This window comes from Novosphingobium sp. NFX11 (assembly GCF_057376415.1).
Window position 1 is genome coordinate 1,173,740 of record NZ_CP080385.1, and the last position, 18,582, is coordinate 1,192,321.

The 18,582-nt window shown below is 66.7% G+C and carries 15 protein-coding genes and 1 pseudogene; 15 read left to right on the plus strand and 1 reads right to left on the minus strand.

Going from position 1 to position 18,582, the window contains the following annotated elements:
* Window positions 1-208: 208 nt before the first annotated feature.
* The 10 genes and pseudogenes from KZO24_RS23185 to KZO24_RS23230 all read left to right on the plus strand — a co-directional run bounded on the left by KZO24_RS23185 (window position 209) and on the right by KZO24_RS23230 (window position 10,878).
* Entirely contained in the window at window positions 209-868 is a 660-nt protein-coding gene (locus KZO24_RS23185; RefSeq protein ID WP_271184411.1) for a hydrolase, read from the plus strand.
* 120 nt (window positions 869-988) lie between these two features.
* The gene (locus KZO24_RS23190) at window positions 989-1,825 is read left to right on the plus strand and encodes an alpha/beta fold hydrolase (protein ID WP_271184410.1); all 837 of its coding nucleotides are present in this window, start codon (window positions 989-991) and stop codon (window positions 1,823-1,825) included.
* A 119-nt stretch (window positions 1,826-1,944) separates the two neighbouring features.
* Complete coding sequence (locus tag KZO24_RS23195; protein ID WP_271184409.1) at window positions 1,945-2,196, plus strand: DUF1427 family protein; 252 nt, start codon at window positions 1,945-1,947, stop codon at window positions 2,194-2,196.
* Between the two features lie 92 nt (window positions 2,197-2,288).
* A complete protein-coding gene (locus KZO24_RS23200; protein ID WP_271184408.1) occupies window positions 2,289-4,133 on the plus strand; it encodes an amidohydrolase in 1,845 nt (614 codons plus the stop codon).
* 155 nt (window positions 4,134-4,288) lie between these two features.
* Window positions 4,289-5,164 (plus strand): VOC family protein, encoded by an 876-nt coding sequence (locus KZO24_RS23205; RefSeq protein ID WP_271184407.1) that lies wholly within the window; start codon window positions 4,289-4,291, stop codon window positions 5,162-5,164.
* A gap of 3 nt (window positions 5,165-5,167) precedes the next feature.
* Window positions 5,168-5,625, plus strand: a pseudogene (locus KZO24_RS23210) (DoxX family protein).
* Window positions 5,626-5,659: 34 nt separating this feature from the next.
* Complete coding sequence (locus KZO24_RS23215) at window positions 5,660-6,991, plus strand: alginate export family protein (RefSeq protein ID WP_271184485.1); 1,332 nt, start codon at window positions 5,660-5,662, stop codon at window positions 6,989-6,991.
* Between the two features lie 107 nt (window positions 6,992-7,098).
* Window positions 7,099-7,800, plus strand: coding sequence for a YoaK family protein (locus KZO24_RS23220; protein ID WP_271184484.1), 702 nt, complete (start codon window positions 7,099-7,101; stop codon window positions 7,798-7,800).
* 148 nt (window positions 7,801-7,948) lie between these two features.
* Entirely contained in the window at window positions 7,949-9,043 is a 1,095-nt protein-coding gene (locus KZO24_RS23225; RefSeq protein WP_486487294.1) for a ligand-binding sensor domain-containing protein, read from the plus strand.
* Between the two features lie 56 nt (window positions 9,044-9,099).
* Window positions 9,100-10,878, plus strand: a complete 1,779-nt coding sequence (locus tag KZO24_RS23230; protein ID WP_486487295.1) for an ATP-binding protein — start codon at window positions 9,100-9,102, stop codon at window positions 10,876-10,878.
* A 108-nt stretch (window positions 10,879-10,986) separates the two neighbouring features.
* On the opposite strand, the gene KZO24_RS23235 is transcribed toward KZO24_RS23230, so the two are convergent.
* Entirely contained in the window at window positions 10,987-11,619 is a 633-nt protein-coding gene (locus KZO24_RS23235; protein ID WP_271184404.1) for a response regulator transcription factor, read from the minus strand.
* A gap of 107 nt (window positions 11,620-11,726) precedes the next feature.
* Between KZO24_RS23235 and KZO24_RS23240 the strand changes: the two genes are divergently transcribed.
* The 5 genes from KZO24_RS23240 to KZO24_RS23260 all read left to right on the plus strand — a co-directional run bounded on the left by KZO24_RS23240 (window position 11,727) and on the right by KZO24_RS23260 (window position 18,509).
* Complete coding sequence (locus KZO24_RS23240; RefSeq protein ID WP_271184403.1) at window positions 11,727-12,383, plus strand: response regulator transcription factor; 657 nt, start codon at window positions 11,727-11,729, stop codon at window positions 12,381-12,383.
* Window positions 12,384-12,552: 169 nt separating this feature from the next.
* Window positions 12,553-14,697 (plus strand): TonB-dependent receptor, encoded by a 2,145-nt coding sequence (locus KZO24_RS23245; RefSeq protein ID WP_271184402.1) that lies wholly within the window; start codon window positions 12,553-12,555, stop codon window positions 14,695-14,697.
* Between the two features lie 121 nt (window positions 14,698-14,818).
* The gene (locus tag KZO24_RS23250; protein WP_271184401.1) at window positions 14,819-15,493 is read left to right on the plus strand and encodes a DUF1826 domain-containing protein; all 675 of its coding nucleotides are present in this window, start codon (window positions 14,819-14,821) and stop codon (window positions 15,491-15,493) included.
* Window positions 15,494-15,567: 74 nt separating this feature from the next.
* Window positions 15,568-17,619, plus strand: coding sequence for a TonB-dependent receptor domain-containing protein (locus KZO24_RS23255; protein WP_486487296.1), 2,052 nt, complete (start codon window positions 15,568-15,570; stop codon window positions 17,617-17,619).
* A 161-nt stretch (window positions 17,620-17,780) separates the two neighbouring features.
* Window positions 17,781-18,509, plus strand: coding sequence for a GntR family transcriptional regulator (locus KZO24_RS23260; RefSeq protein ID WP_271184399.1), 729 nt, complete (start codon window positions 17,781-17,783; stop codon window positions 18,507-18,509).
* Window positions 18,510-18,582 lie beyond the last annotated feature (73 nt).

An 18,582-nucleotide genomic window follows, 5' to 3' on the forward strand; every position in this document is an offset into this window, starting at 1 on the left:
GATAGGGTGTAATACGAAGGGTTGGTTTCGACCCGCGGCGGTTCCGCCCATAAGCCTTTCCCAAGCCGGCCATAACCGACCTGATCCATTTCCACTTTTCAATTCTATCGAAAACTTGGATCGATTTTATACGCCTTTCTGAAAACATGGCTTGGCTTCAGAATGCATCTCGACGGGCAAGGACGCCCAGCAACAGGAGGACTTACCAATGACGATCACCGCCACAGCCACCCCCGGAAAGTCGCTGATCTCGCCCGACAATCACGCGCTCGTCCTGATCGATTTCCAGTCGCAGATGAGCTTCGCGACCAAGTCGATCGCGCCCGAACTGCTGCGCAACAACGCTGCGCTGATCTCGCGCGGGGCCAAGTCGTTCAACGTTCCCACCATCCTCACCACCGTCGCCGAGAAGAGCTTCTCCGGCCCGATGTTCGACGAGATCACCGACGCCTTCCCGGGCCAGGAACTGCTCGACCGCACCAGCATGAACACCTGGGAAGACGAAGCCGTGATCTGCGAAATCAACCGCATCGGCAAGCAGCGCATCGTCTTCGCAGGGCTCTGGACCTCGGTGTGCATCGTCGGCCCGGTGGCATCGGCGATCGAGCAGGGCTTCGAGGCCTACGTCATCACCGACGCCTGCGGCGACATCTCGGAAGAAGCGCATGAGCGCGCCGTGGCCCGCATGATCCAGCTTGGCGCCGTGCCGATGACCTCGCTGCAGTACCTGCTCGAACTGCAGCGCGACTGGGCGCGCACCGAGACCTACGACAGCACCACCGGCATCGCGAAGGTCTGGGGCGGCGCTTACGGCCTGGGCATCAAGTACGCCAAGACCATGTTCGGCGCGTCCGAAGGCGGTCACTGATCTGAGTTCGGAGCCGGCGGTTCGTCTCCCCCGACTCTCATCGGGCCGCCGGTTCCACCCTTATGCGCACCTTGTGGTACCTTTGAGTGCCGTTGTGCACCTTTCATGGAGTTATTCGACATGGCCTATGTAACTACTTCTGATGGCGTGGAAATCTTCTACAAGGACTGGGGTCCGAAGGATGCGCAGCCCATCGTCTTCCACCACGGCTGGCCGCTCTCGTCGGACGACTGGGACGCGCAGATGCTCTACTTCCTGTCGAAGGGCTTCCGCGTCGTCGCCCATGACCGCCGCGGCCACGGCCGCTCCGCACAGGTCAGCGAGGGTCACGACATGGACCACTACGCCGCCGACGCCGCCGTGGTGATGGAGCGCCTCGACCTTCGTAATGCCGTCCACATCGGTCACTCGACCGGCGGCGGTGAAGTGGCCGCTTACGTCGCGCGCTACGGCATCCCACAGGGCCGCGTCGCCAAGGCCGTACTGGTCAGCGCCGTGCCGCCGATCATGCTCAAGACCGAAGCGTATCCGGGCGGGTTGCCGATCGAGGTGTTCGACGGGTTGCGCGCCGGCCTTGCCGCCAATCGCGCGCAGTTCTTCCGCGATGTCGCCGCAGGCCCCTTCTACGGCTTCAATCGCGAAGGCGCCGAGGTGAAGAGCGCCGTCATCGACAACTGGTGGCGCCAGGGCATGATGGGCAGCGCCAAGGCCCATTATGACGGCATCAAGGCCTTCTCCGAAACCGACCAGACCGAAGACCTGAAGGCGATCACCGTCCCCACCCTCGTCCTGCACGGCGATGACGATCAGGTCGTGCCCTACAAAAACGCCGGTGTGCTGCAGGCCGAGATCCTGCCGAATGCGACGCTCAAGATCTACGAGGGCTTCTCGCACGGCATGCTCACGGTGAACGCCGAGACCATCAACCCCGATCTGCTCGCCTTCGTGCAGGGCTGATATCTCCCCGTTCGTCATTGCGAGCGAAGCGAAGCAACCCAGGGCGACCCACGCAGCGCTGGATTGCCGCGGGCCTTCGGCCCTCGCAATGACGAACTGTGGGGAAAAGGAGACTCCCGATGAAAGCCTACCTTCTCTCCATCGCCGCCGGGTTGCTGGTGGGTGTCGTCTACAGTCTCCTCGGCGTCCGTTCGCCTGCGCCGCCGATGATCGCGCTGGTCGGCCTGCTGGGAATCCTGCTCGGCGAGCAGATCGTGCCGCTGGCGAGCCGGTTCGTGACGAAAAACAACGTCGCGCAGTTCGTCATAACCGAGTGCCGCGATCACGTCCTCGGCCGCCTGCCGGGCGACGCCGATAAGCACGACGCATGATCTCGCGTCGCCACACGTTTCTGGGAGCCGCCGCCGCGTCGCTCCTGCCTCAAACTCTCGCGGCCCGAGCGGGTCGAACCAAGGATACGAGCATGACCGACACGATCATCATCAACGCCAAGGTGACAACCCTCGACCGTGAGAACCCGCAGGCGCAAGCGGTGGCGATCCGGGGCGGCAAGTTCCTCGCCGTCGGCAGCGAGCAGGAAGTCCGCGCTGCCGCGCCCGAAGCGACCGTGATCGACGCCAAGGGACACCGCCTGATCCCCGGCCTAATCGACAGCCACATGCACATCATCCGCGGCGGCCTCAACTTCAACATGGAGCTGCGCTGGGACGGCGTGACCAGCCTGTCCGAAGCGATGGCGATGCTCAAGAAGCAAGTCGACAACACCCCCGCCCCGCAATGGGTGCGCGTGGTCGGCGGCTTCACCGAGCACCAGTTCGCCGAAAAGCGCCTGCCCACGATTCAGGAACTGAACGCCGTCGCCCCCGACACGCCGGTGTTCATCCTGCACCTCTACGACCGCGCGCTGCTCAACGCCGCTGCCCTTCGCGTGGTGGGCTACACCAAGGACACGCCCAACCCGCCGGGCGGCGAGATCATGCGCGACAGCCAGGGCAACCCCACCGGCCTGCTGCTGGCCCAGCCCAATGCGACAATCCTCTATTCGACGCTGGCCAAGGGCCCCAAGCTGCCGCCCGAATACCAGCTCAATTCCACCCGCCACTTCATGCGCGAGGTCAACGCGCTGGGCGTGACCGGCGTAATCGACGCAGGCGGCGGCTTCCAGAACTATCCCGACGACTACGACATCATCGAGAAGCTGCATCAGGACGACCAACTTACGGTCCGCATCAGCTACAACCTGTTCACCCAGAAGCCGAAGGAGGAACTCGCCGACTTCGCCGGGTGGGCCAAGCAGGTCACGCCGGGCCAGGGCGACGACACCTATCGCCACAACGGCGCGGGCGAGATGCTCGTCTATTCCGCCGCCGACTTCGAGGACTTCCGCCAGCCCCGCCCGGACATGGCGCCGAGCATGGAGGGCGACCTCGAACCCGTCATCCGCCTGCTCGCCGAGAACCGCTGGCCCTGGCGCCTCCACGCTACCTATGACGAGACGATCGGCCGCGCGCTCGACGTCTACGAGAAGGTCAACGCCGATATCCCGCTGCAGGGCATCAACTGGTTCTTCGACCACGCCGAAACCATCAGCGACCGCAATATCGACCGTATCGCGGCGCTTGGCGGCGGGATCGCCGTGCAGCACCGGATGGCCTATCAGGGCGAATACTTCGTCGAACGCTACGGCGCCAAGGCGGCCGAGCGCACCCCGCCGATCGCCCGCATGATCGCCGCCGGCATCCCGGTGGGCGCAGGCACCGACGCCACCCGCGTCGCCAGCTACAACCCGTGGGTTTCGCTCTCGTGGCTAGTGACGGGGCGCACCGTGGGCGGCCTTTCGCTCTATCGCGGCGACAACCGCGTCAGCCGCGAGAAGGCGCTGCGCATGTGGACGCACGAGAACACTTGGTTCTCCACCGAAGTGGGCAAGAAGGGCCAGATCAAGGCGGGCCAGCTGGCCGACCTCGCGCTGCTGTCCGACGACTACTTCGCGGTGCCGGATAACGAGATCGTCCACATCCGCTCGATCCTGACGATGCTGGGCGGCAAGGTGGTTCACGGCGACGGCGACTTCGCCCCGCTCGCCCCCGAATTGCCGCGCCCGATGCCGGATTGGTCGCCGGTCGCGACGTTCGGCGGCTACTACCAGACGCCCGAAGCGAAGCAGAAGCTGGCCTCGGCCTGTGGCTGCGCCAGCAGCTGCGGCGTCCATGGTCACGACCACGCCGCGGCGCTGGGGGCCAACGTCCCCGCCGCCGATGTCCAGACGTTCTGGGGATCGCTCGGCTGCGGCTGCTGGGCCGTCTAAGCCGAAGCGTAGTTTTCCAGAATATCGAACAGACCGGACGATTTTATTCGGATCGTTGGGAGTTCGATCACGCCGTAAACCGTTCTGGACCGGCCGCTGAAGCACAGACGGACCGGTTCCTGACGATGATGAAACTCGCCCCCAAGGAGCCCCCGATGAAGCGCTTCACCTTCCTGATCGCCGCCGCCGTCCTCGCCTCGGCCCCGGCCTATGCCGCCGAGACCGCCGATTATGCGGTCGGCGCGCAGTACGACACCACCCACGTCTACGTGCCGCAGGAGCAGTTCGACACCTTCGTTTCCAGCTTCGTCGCCACTTTCGGCGGCACCACCAGCAAGCAGGGCGAATTCCAGGTGACGCCCACCAAGAGCCTCACCAAGTCGCAGCTGGTGCTGACGCCTTCGGGCACCGTCTCGGTGTTCGGCTTCAAGACGCCGATCCCCTATCCCTTCGGCGACGAGCGCACCGGCTACCTCGTCACCGACATCGACGCGGCGGTGGCCTCGGCCGTGAAGCACGGCGCGGTACGCCGCATCGCCACCTTCCCCGATCCCATCGGCCGCGATTCGGTGGTGCAATGGCCGGGCGGCGTGAACATGCAGATCTACTGGCACACCGCCAAGCCGAACTACGCGCCGCTCGCCAGCGTGCCCGAGAACCGTGTCTACCTGACGCCCGACGCCGCCGATGCCTTCGTCAAGAGCTGGACCGGCTACGCCCACGGCAGGATCACCGCCGACGACAAGACCGCCTCCGGCGCCGAGATCGGCGAGCCCGGCAAGACCGTGCGCCGCGTCTCGATCGAGAGCGGCTACGGCAAGATGGTGGTCTTCGTCTCGGACGGCCAGTTGCCCTGGCCCTATGGCCGCGACATGACCGGCTATGCGGTGAGCGACCTTTCCGCCACGCTGGCGAAAGCCACGGCGGCGGGCGTCGAGACCCTCGTGGCGCCGTTCGAAGTGGGCAAGCGCCAGACCGCCATCGTGCGCTTCCCCGGCGGCTACGTCGCCGAGATCCATCAGGGAGCCTGAGCCATGGCCAGCCTGCCCCCGATGAACCGCACGCCTTCATTCGTCGGGGCAGTGCTGGACTTCACTCCCACCGCCTTCCTCGCCCGCCTCGCGCTGGTGAGCGCCTACCTCGTAGGCGGCGTGACCAAGCTGGGCGACTGGCCCTCGGCGCTGGCGGAGCAGGCCCACTTCGGCCTGACCCCGCCCGCGCTGTGGGCGGCGCTGACCATCGCGGTCGAACTGGTCGGCGCGTTCCTTGTTCTGGCTGGGGGCTGATCCTCTCGGGCCGTCTGGTCTGGCTGGGTGCGGGGATGCTCGGCGTGTTCACGTTCTTCGCCGCGCTGGTGGCGAACGCCTTCTGGAGCATGCCCGAAGGACCGGAGCGCTTCGGCGCGATGAACGCCTTCTTCGAGCACATGGGCCTCGTCGGCGGCTTCGTGCTGGTCGCGGTGCTGGCGCGCAGGGGGCAGTCAGGTGCCTAGGCTTTGCAGCCTCGCTTCGCTTGCGGCAACGGCGGTGGGCGCGCTGCTCCCCCACACCGCCCTTGCCGCGCCGAAGGAAGCATGGGAAGCCCCGACCCTCACGATCACCCGCTACGACGAGGACTGGTCCGACCTCGAAAGCGCCGAAAAGCGCGGTCATCACTGGACCGGCCCGTTCAAGAATATCCCGCTGGGAGACGATGCCTGGCTCTCCACCGGCATCGAACTGCGCGCCCGCAGCGAGAACTACGAAAACAACCTGTGGGGCAGCGCCGACGCGCCGAACGACAGCTACGTCTGGCTGCGCGCGCTGCCTTACGCGGACCTCCACGTCGGCAAGCTTCGCGCCTTCGCCCAGCCGATCCTCGCCACCTCGGTCAGCGTCGCGCCCTCGCCCGGGCCGGTGGACGGCACCGGCGTGGACCTGCTGCAAGGCTTCGTCGAGGCCGACTTCGGCCCCGTCACCCTGCGCGCCGGGCGGCAGATGCTCTCGCTCGGCACCGAGCGGCTGGTCGGCACGCGCTACGGCCCCAACGTGCCGCTGGCCTTCGACGGGCTCCGCGCCAACGTGACGGCCGGGACGGCGAAAGTCAGCCTGCTGGCGGTGCGTCCCGTCCAGCCCGGCAAGGGCAGCTTCGACGACCGCACCTCGTCGCAGAAGGCGCTGTGGGGCGCTTATGCCGCGATGCCCGAACTGGACCTCTACTACCTCGGCTACCGCAACGACGCGGCGCGCTGGGGTGGAACTCAGGGCGGCGAGACGCGCCACACCCTCGGCGCGCGGTGGCACGCGAAGCGCGGCGACTGGCACTGGAACGTCGAGGGCGCCTACCAGTTCGGCCGCTTTGCTGGCGGTTCGATTTCCGCCTGGACGGTCGGCACCGAGTTCGGCCGCGCCTTCCCCGACCTGCCGCTCTCGCCCGACCTGACATTGCGCGCCAATGTGGTGAGCGGCGACCATAACGCCGCCGACACCCGCCTCGGCACCTTCAATGCGCTGTTTCCCAAGGGCAAGTACTTCGGCGAACTCTCGCCGGTCGGCCCGTACAACATCATGAACCTGCACCCGGCGATCGGCCTGCAACTGGCGCCGACCGTCTCGGCAGGCGTCGCGGCGGCGGCCTACTGGCGCCAGTCGCTGGACGACGGGATCTACGACATCCCCGGCAACCTCGTGCGCGCCGCCGGAGACAGTCGCGCACGCTTCATCGGCAAGGAAGTAGAAGCCACGCTGGCCTGGCAGGCGACGGCGGAACTTGAACTGTCGATGTCGGTCTCCGCCTTCGCGCCCGGCGCCTTCATCCGCGACACGGGCAGCGCCAGGACCATCCGGATGCTGGGCCTCGAAAGCAATTTCCGGTTCTGATGGTCTTTTCGAGATCATCGAACGAAACGACGCACTTTATTCCAATAACCCGGCAGGTCTTCGCCCGGTAGACCGTCTGCATCACTCAGGAGATCGCCCCCGTGTCTATCCAAACCTCTACGCCCGCACCCAAGTCCGGCCTGCTTCCCTGCCTGCTCCTGCTGCTTTCGGCCACGACCGGCCTTGTCGACGCAGCCTCGGTGCTGGGGCTGGGCAAGGTCTTCACCGCCAACATGACCGGCAACGTCGTGTTCCTCGGCTTTGCCGCTGCGGGGACGCCGGGGTTCAAGGTCATCCCTTCGGTGCTGGCGCTTCTCGCGTTCATGGCGGGGGCCTGGGGCGCCGGGCACCTCGCCCGTGCGCATGTCGAGCGGGCGCTCGGGCGCTGGCTGATGTGGGCCGCCGTGGTCGAGGCCGCGCTGCTGTGGATCGCCGCGCTGATCGCGCTCGACATCGACGTCGCCGCGCAGGCACCCAAGGCGGGCGTGATGGCGGTGATCGCCCTGACCGGCTTCGCGATGGGCCTGCGCAACGCCACCGTGCGCCAGCTCAAGGTGCCGGACCTGACGACCACGGTGCTGACCCTCACCATCACCGGCATCGCCGCCGATCAGGTGGGCAGACGCACGCCCAACTTCGCCCGCCGCTTCGGCGCGGTGCTCTCGATCTTCGCGGGCGCGGCGGTAGGCGCGCTGCTGCTTATGCACGGCGGACTGGCCCTGCCGCTGGCTCTGGCCGGAGCCATCGTGCTGGGCGGCACGCTGCTATTCCTGCGCGACCCCGCCGCCACCATGCCGCACCGGCCCTGACAACACCTCGTCATTGCGAGCGCAGCGAAGCAATCCAGGGCGGTTCAAGACTGCCCTGGATTGCTTCGCTGCGCTCGCAATGACGAAGATGGGAAGACAAACGAAAGGTTACCTTGTCGCCCGCGCGGGCGCATGCAATGCGCGGGCGATGCGTCCCGTCCGTGTCGCCCGCCCGCTTTTCCGCGCCATCGCCGCCCTCGTCGGCGCGAGCCTCTGCGCGCCCGCGCTGCTGGCCTCTCCCGCAACCGAGATCCCCGGCTACGCCAGCCGCTACTGGTCGCTGGCGGACGGCGCCCCGCCCGATATCCGCGCCATCGCCCGCACCCGCGACGGGTTCCTGTGGCTCGGCTCGGGCGACGGGCTCTACCGCTTCGACGGATTGAACTTCCTGCGCGTCGAGCCCGAGGACTTCGACAACTTCCGCGCCCGGCAGGTCACCGCGCTGGCTGCAGGGCCGGACGGCAGCCTATGGGTGGGCTATGCCTTCGGCGGCATCGCCCGGCTCAGGGATGGGCACTTGCGCGGCGCCAACCCGGAAAAGCCGCGCGGGCGCATCACCGACATCATCGCCGCGCCTGACGGCTCGATCTGGGTTTCTACCTGGAGCGGCTTCGGCTCGCAGCTGCGCCATTGGGTGAACGGCCGCTGGGACGTGATCGACGTCGACGGCCCGCTGCTGCGCATGTACCGCCAGAGCAACGGCGCCATCTGGATCGCCTCCAATCCCGACTTGCGCCGTCTGGCCCCCGGCAGCCGCAAGCTGGAAACGGTGCCCGCGCTCATGAACCTCGGCCCCGCCTTCCGCGAGGACCGCACCGGCGCGATGTGGTTCTATTCGAGCGACGGCCTCCAGCGCCTGACCGCGAAGGGTTTCGCGCAAACCGACGTCGGTTTCGGCGAGCCGCTGAACGGCGGCGACGGCTGGCGCGAGATGCTGTTCGACGACGATGACCTGCTGTGGATCGCAGGCAATGCCTCGGGCCTCGCGACAGTACCACGCGGCGCGCTGAGCATGGACCACGCGCAGACCTACCCCGTCGGCATGTTCACCCTGATGCGCGACGGCGAGGGCACCATCTGGGGCGGCGCGCCGGACGGCCTGCACCGCTTCGTACGCACCCCGGTCGTGCGCTACGCCGCGATCAAGGGAGTGCGCACCGGCATCGCCACCGGCCCGGACGGCTCTTCTACATCGGCGGGGACGAGGGCCTCTACCGCATCGTCGACGGCAAGGCGCAGCTGATCCTGCGTTCGGGGCTGGTTTCCGAGGTCTGCTCGGTTTCGGGCGTCGGTGCCTATGTGCTCACGTACAAGAACGAATATCTCGTGCGCGGCGCCGCCGTGACGCGGATCGTCGGTCCGCTGGAGCATGAGCGCCAGTTCGCCCAGGCCTGCGCCTCCGATCCGCAGGGGCGGCTGTGGGAATCGGTATCGGCCTCCGGCATGTTCCGGCTCGACGGCACCCGCTGGACCAAGGACGAGAGCCTCCCGCCCGCGACGACCTTCATCGCGCCGGGTCCAGCCACCTTCATCGTCAACCAGCCGCTGCGCCTGCTTGCCCGCGTCCATGACGGCAAGACCACGCCCATCTGGCCCGAAGGCGACGGCGCAGGCAGCAAGGGCGGCGTCGGCTTCGTGCGCATGCTCAAGCAGATGGACGGCGAAACATGGATCGGCGGCGAGGCGGGTCTCGCCCGCTACGACGGCCGCCGCGCGCAGCAGCTGAGCGCGCGGACGTATCCGTGGCTGGCAGGGGTGATGGGCATCGTGCGCGTCGCCGGACATTACTGGCTGATATCGTCAGGCGGCATCATCCGCGTGGCCGAGGCGGACCTCGATGCCGCCTTCGCGAAGCCCGGCACGCCGATCCCGCTCGCCCGCTTCGGCCAGAGCGGCGTGATCCGCGCACGCACCGAATCCTACTCCGCCAACGATGCCGCCGTCGATGCGCAGGGACGCCTATGGTTCGTCACCAGCACCGGAGTAGTGCAGGTGGCCCCCTCGCGCATCGCCCCGCTCAAAGCCGACATGCCGATCGCGGTGACCGCGCTGGAAGTGGACGGCCATGCTTATCCGCTCGCAAACACGCACCTGCCTGCGGGCACCACGCGCGTCAGCCTGTCCTACGTCGGCCTCGGCCTCGCCGATGCGGAGAACAACCGCTATCGCTACCGGCTCGACGGGATGGACGAGAACTGGGTGGAGGCGCAGGGGCGCCGCCGCGTCGATTACGCAGGGCTCGGTCCGGGCACCTACCGTTTCCACGTCACCGCCGCCACCGGCGACGGGCCGTGGGCGAAGCGGGAAGCGACCGCCACTTTCGTCATCGCCCCGCATTTCTGGCAGACCGCATGGTTCCGCCTTGCCGTGCTGGCAGGCGCGGTGCTCGGTGGCTACGCGCTGTTTCGCTGGCGCATGCGCGCCGCCATGCAGTCCCTGCGCGACCGCATCGAGGAACGCGTGGCCGAACGCGAGCGCATCGCACAGGACCTGCACGATACGCTGCTACAGGGCTTCCAGGGCCTGATGCTGCGCTTCCAGACGGTGCTGCACCTGACCACGCCGGGCACCCCCGCCCACACCGCCATCGAGGAAGCGCTGGAGCGTGCCGACGACGTCCTGCTCCATGGCCGCGAGCGCGTGCGGGGCCTGCGCGAGGATGCCGAGCCCAAATGCATCGCCGAAACCCTGCGCGCCTGCGCCGCACGCGTGGTGGGCGATACCCTGCCGTGGGAGGTCAAGGTCGACGGCCCCGAGCGGCTGGTCGGCGCTCCGGTCGCCGAGGAACTGGAACTCGCGGTGGGCGAAGCGCTGGCCAATGCGGTCAAGCATGCCCGGGCGGGCATGGTGCGGGTGGAGATCCACCACGGCCGCGACCGGCTTTCGCTGCGGGTGGTGGACGACGGCGTCGGCCTGCCCGAAGACGTACGCGCGGCCGGTGGGCGCGCGGGGCACTTCGGCCTCACTGGCATGCGCGAGCGGATCGAGCGGCTGGGCGGCGCCTTCGCGATCGCCAATGCGGCGGGACAGGGCACCTCGATCCGGCTGAGCCTGCCCGCGAAGATCGCGTATCGGTGATGGCTTTGCCCGCACCTCTTTCGTCATTGCGAGCGAAGCGAAGCAATCCAGGGCGGTTTACCTGGCCCTGGATTGCTTCGCTTCGCTCGCAATGACGAGGGGGAGAATCTAAAGCTCGATCAGCCCGTTGCGCACGGCGATCGCCACCGCATGCGTGCGGTCCATCGCGCCGAGCCGCGCGAAGATCGCCTTCATATAGCCTTTCACCGTGTCCTCGGACAGTGACAGCCGCGCCGCGATCTGCTTGTTGGAATTGCCCGCCGCCGCCAGTTCCAGAACGTCGCTCTCGCGCGCGGTCAGGCGCTTGGCCTCGCGGTCGGCGGCGCCGAACACCTGGCGATCGAAGTGCGTGCCGCCCCGATGGACCGAGCGGATCGCATCGAGCAGTTCGGTCCTCAGGCTGTTCTTGAGCAGGTAGCCGGAAGCTCCCGCCTTGATCGCCTGCGTGGCGCGGCCATCGCCCGAATAGGTCGTGAGCACCAGGATGCGCGCCTCGGGAAATTCGGCGAGGATGCGCGTCATCGCCTCCACCCCATCGACGTTGGGCATCTGCAAGTCGAGCAGCAGGATATCGGGGCGCGCCTCGCGATAGATGCGCACCGCCGCCTCGCCGTCCTCGCCCACCGCGATCAGTTCCAGATCGGGCTGGGTCGCGAAGACGGCGATGATGCCGTCGCGCAGCAGCGGGTGGTCATCGACCACGGCGATGCGGATAGTGGCCTGAAAATCGCTGTTGTCCATGTGATGCGTGTAATCCGGCAGGGCGCTCGGGGGAAAGCCCCCGAAAGAGGGGATTGCCGGTTGTGTGCACTTTGCATCATTCCCGCTCCGCCAGAAGGAGTTGAGCAATGATCCATCCCACCAACCAGCCGACGCGCAATCCCGCCGACGACCACGCCCGCCCCGGCAAGGTTCTGATCGTCGATGACGACGGCGAGGCCCGGTCGAGGCTGCACGCCCTGCTGGACGCGGAGGGCCATGTCGTCGAGACTTTCGCCTGGGCTGGAGCCTTGCTCGACGCGGCGCTGCCCGAAGCGCCGTGCTGCATCGTCGCGGAGGTACGCATGCCCACCATCGACGGCCTCGAACTGATTGAGCGCCTCAAGGGCCGCGGCGAGCCCATTCCCGTCATTTTCCTGACCGACGATGCCGACGTGCCGCTCTCGGTACGGGCGATCAAAGCGGGGGCGGTGGACTTTCTGCCCCGCCCCTATGACGAGCACGACCTGCTGGGCGCCGTCGAGCACGCGCTGGAAATCGACACCGAGCGGCGCTCGGTCGCTCGGCGAAATCAGGCCATTTCGCAACGTTTCGGCACCCTCACCCCACGCGAGCGGCAGGTTATGGAGGGCGTCGTACGCGGGTTGATGAACAAGCAGATCGCCTGGGAACTGGAGATCAGCGAGATCACCGTCAAGCTCCACCGCTCCAGCCTGATGCGCAAGATGGCCCTGCGCTCGGTGCCCGACCTGGTTCGAGCCTCACTTTCGATGGCCGGGTTCTAGGGTCGGAATCCGGGCTCGGGCTCCCGGCAAGAACACCGATCGGCAATCTTCCGGAAATGATGTTGTAACATCTCCTGAAATCCATTAGGTGCGGTGCGTCATCGTCCTTCGGGTCGCCCGTTGACGAGCAGAGATACGTTACATCATGTCCTTTCAGGAACCCAACCGAATGAAACTCCAGCTTCTCTCCGGCTGCGCATTGGCTGTTCTCGCCTCCCCTGCCATCGCCCAGACGCAACCGGCGCCTACGCAGACCGCCAGTTCGGGCACCGACACCTATCATCAGTCGGCAGGGTCGGAGATCGTCGTGACCGGCGTGCTGTCCACCCGCCGCCAGGACATGTTGTCGAGCGTCGCGGTAGTGCAGGGCAAAGATCTGGCGCAGGCGATGCGTCCCTCGATCGGCGAGACCCTGGAGCATCAACCCGGTGTCTCGGCCACGTCCTTCGGCCCCAGCGCCTCGCGTCCAGTGCTGCGCGGTCTTCAGGGCGAGCGCGTGCGCGTGCTGACCAACGGCCTCGGTTCGATCGACGTCTCCAACACGTCCGTCGATCACGCCGCCGTCGTCAATCCGCTGCTGGCAGAGCGCATTGAGGTGCTGCGTGGGCCGCAGTCGCTGCTGTACGGTTCATCGGCGATCGGCGGCGTCGTGAACGTGATCGACAAGCGGATTCCCACTTCGGTCCCGGACGAGGCGGTCCATGTCGATGCCATGGGCACTTATGGATCTGCCGCCAATGAGCGCTCGGGCTCGGCCTCGGTGGACGTACCCCTGAGCAACGGCCCCGACGGCGGCTGGGTCGCCCATGCCGACGGCAGCTACCTGAAGAGCGACAACGTGCGGATCGGCGGCCACGCCCTCACCCCGGCGCTGCGCGAACAGGCCCTCGCAACGAGCCTGCTGCCTGCCGAAGAGCCGGCAGATGGCGAGGAAACGATCGACTACGCCGCCAACGCTGCCGTGAAAGGCAAGCTGCCGAATTCGGCGTCGAAGACTTGGACAGCCGGGGCCGGCCTTGCCTACATCGGCACCGGCGGCAACATCGGCGTGTCGTACAGCCACTACGACAGCCTTTACGGCGTACCGATCCGCTTCGCCACCCAGCCGGGCGACGAACAGGAGGCGCCCCGCCTCAGCCTGAAGCAGGACCGCATCGACATGCGCGCCGAACTCGACGGCGACGGCAATGTGCTGGACAAGGTATCGCTGCGCCTCGGTTATGCCGATTACACGCACGCCGAACTGGAGGAAGACGGTTCGGTCGGCACCGCGTTCTACAACAAGGGCATGGAAGGCCGCCTCGAATTCACGCAGGCGAAGCACGGCGCCTGGCACGGCGTCACCGGCCTGCAGTTCTACAACCGTGACTTCAACGTCATCGGCGACGAAGCCTTCCTGCCCAAGAACACCACCACGCAGGTCGGCCTCTTCACGCTCCAGCAGCTTGACTACGGCGCGCTCAAGTTCGAGGCCGGTGGCCGCTACGAGCACACCTATCTGTCCGCGAGCCCCCTGAGCGATCAGGAACAGTTCTTCGACGGCAGCCGCAGCTACGATGCGTTCTCCGGCTCGCTGGGCGCATCCTACGGCCTCAGCGACAACTGGCGCGTCGGCCTCAACCTTTCGCACACGGAACGCGCACCGGCGGCGGAGGAAATCTTCGCCAATGGCCCGCACGCAGGCACACAGGCCTACGAGGTCGGCAACCCCGACTTCAAACTGGAGAAGGCCAACAGCATCGAGGCGATCCTGCGCGGCAGCGGCGAGAACTACACCTTCGAGGCATCGGCCTATCACACCTGGTTCTCGAATTTCATTTACGAGGACCTGACTGGCGCGGAAGAGGATGGCCTTCCCGTCTACCAGTTCCGCCAGACCGACGCGCGTTACTACGGCTTCGAGGCGCAGGGGTCATTCACCCTCGCCCGGTTCGGCGACGGCAAGGTGGTGGCCGATGCGCTGGGCGACTATGTCCACGCCCAGATCAGCGGCGTCGGCCCCGCGCCGCGCATACCGCCGCTGCGCGTTCTGGGCGGGCTGAGCTATCAGGCGCCCAAGTTCGACATCCGCGGCGAAGTAGAGCGCGTCACCAAGCAGGACCGCACGTCCGAATTCGAGACGAGCACGCCGGGCTACACTATGGTCAACGCCGAAGTGAACATCCGTCCCTGGGGCAACGAACGTCCACTCAGCTTCGCCTTGTCGGCGAACAACATCTTCGACGTCGTGGCACGCCGGGCATCGTCGTTCCTCAAGGACTATTCGATGCTCGCCGGGCGGGACATACGCGTCAGCGCGCGGGTCAGCTTCTAAAAACCGGCTTCCGACGGATCACCTTCCGGGGCGACGGCCACGTCGCCCCGGAAAACCGGTCAGGCATCGGGAACGACCGCCGGCCTGAACCGAGAGACCAGGGGTCACGCACATCCCAGCCATGAACATTCCTGTCTCGCCCGGCGCCGACGAAAGCGCAATGCCCTGCGGTTCTTTGTCGCACCCACGAGCGGCATGGATCGCGGCCGAAATCCCGCTGGTGCTGGACTGCATCCACGACGAGGCCGTCCACCTCGCCTTGTGGCAGCGCGCGCGGCCGGCGTCGCTCGACTGGCTCGATGCGCTCGACCTCGACGAAATCGACGATCTGCAGGAGACTTTTCCGGTCGTAGACCTGACTGTGTCCATCCCCGCCGCGCTGCGGGATGCGGGCTACCCGGACGATGGGCGCGCCGCCACGCTTGCAGAAGAGATCAGCACCCAGGCACGCCTGTTCGCCCGCATCATGCAAAGCGACGCAGTCCGCATGCGGCTGGAGATCGTCGAGACCGATGCCTGCCGCAAGTTCCACATGGACAACGTCCGGGCGCGGATGATCATACCCCTTACCGAACCCGGCACGGAGTGGATCGAAGTGGCCTGTGGACAAGACGCATCCGTCAGGCGATTGCGTGCAGGGGACGTCGGACTGTTCAAGGGCCGTATCTGGGCTCAAGAACCGGCGATCCTCCATCGCTCGCCGCCGATCGCCGGAACGGGCATATCACGCCTGCTGCTGGTTCTGGATCTGCCCTTCCCGGCCCTCCCGTCGCCGATGCCGCCGGAAACTTTTTGAAATATAAATCTTATGTTATATCATCTCATTATGATCTAACGGCCACCCCTCAAGCCTAGAGGGGACAATTCGGCATGAAACACGGAATACTTCTGGCCTCGGTCGCAACCGCTTGCATCGTCGCTCCGGCGGCCCTCGCGCAATCGACTAAGGCGCACCGCGCCGATGACATCGTGGTCACGGCGACGGCGCTGCAGCAGCGCGCGGACGAGACCGTCACGCCGGTCCTGACGCTGGGCGGAGACGAGCTTGTCCACCGCCGTCAGGCGACGCTGGGAGAGACGCTGGCCGGGCAGCCCGGCGTCAACTTCGACAACTTCGGCGGCGGTGCGAGCCGCCCGGTCATCCGCGGCCAGACCGCGCCGCGCGTGCAGGTCCTGTCCGACGCCTCGCAGATCCAGGACGCCTCGCAGGTCTCTCCGGATCATGCGGTCGTGGCCGAGCCGCTGCTGATGCGCGGAATCGAGGTTCTGCGCGGACCGGCGACGCTGCTTTACGGCGGCGGTGCGATCGGCGGCGCGGTTAACGTGCTCGACAGCAGGATTCCCACGGCCCTGCCGGCCAATGGCGTCGCAGCGGTCGCGGAAGCGCGTCTCGGCACGGCGGACAACGAACAGTCACTGGTGGGCGGCATGACCGGCGCCATCGGCAACTTCGCCGTTCGCGTGGAAGGCGTCGCCCGTTCCAGCGACGACTATCGCGTTCCCTCGCGCTTCGGCGACCGTCGCGTCGACGGCTCCTACAACGACACCTCGACGTGGTCCGTCGGCGGCGCCTGGGTCGGCGAGCGGGGATATATCGGCGCAGCCTATACCCGGCAGGCCAGCGAATACGGACTGCCCGGCCACAGCCACGACTACGAGGACTGCCACCCGCACGGCGCCAGCCTCCACTGCGGCGGCCACGATGACCACGCCGATCACGATGATGGCCACGATCACGACCACGACCACGACGAAGAGGGCCATGACGAAGTGCCCTACGTGCGCCTGCGCAGCGAGCAGATCGACATCCGCAGCGACTACGAAGAGCCGCTTCCCGGTTTCGAGCGGGTGCGCTTCCGCGCGGGCATGACCACGTACCGCCACGAGGAACTGGAACATGACGAGGTCGCGACGACTTTCCGCAACAAGGCGCACGATGTCCGCCTTGAACTGACGCACAAGCCGCTGGCGGGACTTCGCGGCACTTTCGGCGTCCAGCACGCCCGGAGCGACTTCAGCGCCATCGGCACCGAGGCCTATCTGCCCGAGAGCAAGACGACGAACACCGGTCTGTTCCTCTTCGAAACGCTCCAGTTCGGTCCCGTCCGCTTCGAAGGCGCCGTGCGGCAGGAGTGGCAGAGGATCGAGACGACGCTGAACCGCCGCGCCGAGCACAATCCGTTCTCGCTCTCCGGCGCGGCAATCTGGGAAGCCGGCAACGGTTATTCGGTCGCGCTCTCGCTCGCCCGGTCGCAACGTGCGCCGATGGCACAGGAACTGTTCGCGCGCGGCGTGCACCTTGCGACCAATACCTATGAACTGGGCGACGCGACGCTGGGCAAGGAAACGGCACACTCCATCGACGTGACCCTTCGCAAGTCGCTGGGCGACACGCACTTCACGCTGGGCGCCTATCACCAGGACTTCGACGGTTACATCTACGCCGAGACGCTGGACCGCTTCGAGGACTTCCGCCTCATCAGGTACACCGCGCACGACGCCACCTTCACCGGCATCGACGGCGAGGTCCACCATCAGTTCTCGCCGACCATCGGGCTTGCCGTTTTCGGCGATTACGTGCGCGCGAAGTTCAAGGATGAAGGCGGTAACCTGCCGCGCATCCCAGCGGGACGTCTCGGCGCGCGCGGCGACGTCGCGGTGGCGGGCTTCGCCGTGAACGCCGAATACTTTCGCGTCTTCGAGCAGAGCCGCATCTCCTCCTACGAGACGCGCACGCCGGGTTACGACATGGTCAACGCCACAGTCTCCTACAAGCTGGCTCTCGGCGAGCAGTCGGCCGAACTCTATGTGCGCGGCACCAACCTGACGAATGCCCTCGCCTTCAACCACGCATCCTTCATCAAGGACGCCTCCCCGCTACGCGGGCGCAACGTGGTGTTCGGCCTGCGAACCATGTTCTGATCCCGAAAGACAGGGAGGACGGCGCAGGGAGGACGGCGCGGCGACGTCTACGCCGTCCTCCCTTCGCGACTTCATCTCTCTTGAGCGCCGTCACGTACCTCTTTGCGCCCCCTTCGTAACGGTCTATGCCGCTGATCGTATCCAAAACGCGAAGCGACGCCATGACCAGAGACCTTACCGTTCCCCAGGGCGTCGCCAGCCAGCGCGTCGCCGATATTCTAGCCGAACGTATCCTATCGGGAGCACTGCCTCCCGGTGCACGGATCAAGCAGGACGAACTGGCAGACGAACTGGCCACCAGCCGCATTCCGGTGCGCGATGCCTTGCGCATCCTCGAGGCGCGCGGGCTGGTCACCATGCGCGCGAATGCGGGCGCGCGGGTCACCAGCCTGACGCGCCGCGACCTCGAGGTGTCTTACGAAATCCGCGAAAGGATAGAGCCGCTGCTCCTTGCCGACAGCGTCCCGCACCTGACCGAAGCCGACCTCGCCGACTTGCGCGCCGTCATGGAGCGCAACGAGCAGACCGCCGACATCGACGAAGCGATCGCGCTCGGCCGCGAATTCCACTGGATCACCTATCGCCGCCACTCGACGCCATTGCTCGCGCAGATCGTCGAGCGGGTCTGGGACACGACGCAAAGCTATCGCCGCGCCTACATGAAGCTGGCGATGTCAGGGGCAGCGGCGAGCGCCACGCCGGGAACGAAGAGCCCGGGTGGACGCACGCACGATCTGGAGCACCAGCTGCTCTACGACGCCATCGCCAAGCGCGAGGTCGAGACCGCTCAGGCCGCCCTCGTCATGCACATCCGCCGCACCCGCACCAGCTTGCTGCGCTACGGGCACCTGATCGGCGACGGCGGGGCGATACCGCTCGCGGCGGAGTAGGCAGGCGCTTGTAAAAGCCGCGCAGGACGGGCAGGCAGGGGCCGCCTTCCCCAAGGTTCGCCCACCGATTCAG